Source organism: Actinotalea ferrariae CF5-4 (assembly GCF_000603945.1).
GTDB lineage: Bacteria > Actinomycetota > Actinomycetes > Actinomycetales > Cellulomonadaceae > Actinotalea > Actinotalea ferrariae.
On sequence record NZ_AXCW01000509.1, the window covers coordinates 1 to 950 of the forward strand.

Consider the following 950-nt stretch of genomic DNA (forward strand, 5'->3'; position numbering starts at 1 on the left):
CTACACCCTCGATTGTGAAGAGCCGCACAAGGGCGAACACGTTGAAGAACGCGAAGAGCGAGATGACGATCGCGTAGACGAAGGCAGGTGGTTCGGCCCCGGACGTCGACCCGGGCGCCAGGACGTAGACCAGGATCGCGAGCCACGGTACGACGCCGGCGACGCAGCCGAGAGCGAACGGCAGGAACCCGCCGTCGCCGGGCTCGTGGTACTTCTCCTGCAGCCACCCGAAGAAGATCATCGAGGCGTTCACGCCGGCGATGGCGATCAGCGCCGCGACGTCGGTGATCCCACAGAGTTGGGCGATCACGACGATCATCAGTGAGCTCGACAGGGAGTACTCCACCCAGCGGAACACATTGCGGTGCTGGGTCAATCCGGTGAGGTAGCGCTTGAACACGAATGGGGCGCTGACCAGCAGGTGGAACAGCGCCGACAGGATCAGGAAGGCGCCGACAGCGCCAGCGACGGACAGGTCGAGCACGGTGACGCACTGCCCGTCGGTGCCCGGTGGTCCCACGAGGTACGTGCCGGTCACCGGCAAAGTGAATTCGTCCGCCAGTGCAAGCACCGCGGCCGCACTGACTGACGGCGTGCAGCGCGCAGGCAGCCAGGTTCGCCCGGCGTAGTCCTCGCGCGCGCTCGGGCAGCACCCGAACGCCAGCCGCGGCGGCAGCCAGCTGGGTTCGGCGGGCTGCTCGCTTCGCGCCCGTTACCGGCGATGCCGCGTTCTGACGCGCAGTCATTGCGCGGCCTTGGTCCGCAGGGTGAGGGCAACTCCGTCGTGGGCGGTCAGCCGGCCAGGTTCGGCCAGGGCGATCCATCCGCCGCGGCGCAGCACGAGCTCGATCAGTTCGTCGATGATGTCGTCCACGACGTCCAGGGCCTCCGGGTCCTCCGCAGGCTCTAGGAAGTCGCCGTCTGGGCTGAGCCCTGATCCACCGGTCCCT

General features: G+C 67.7%; 2 protein-coding genes. Both read right to left on the reverse strand.

Annotated features, from left to right (window positions below; genetic code table 11):
* Nucleotides 1-538 (reverse strand): heliorhodopsin HeR (heR, locus tag N866_RS19080; protein ID WP_245612671.1); only part of this gene is annotated, 538 nt, incomplete at its 3' end.
* 204 nt (nucleotides 539-742) lie between these two features.
* Nucleotides 743-950: hypothetical protein (locus N866_RS22245; RefSeq protein ID WP_034229867.1), on the reverse strand; the 208-nt coding region annotated here is incomplete at its 5' end.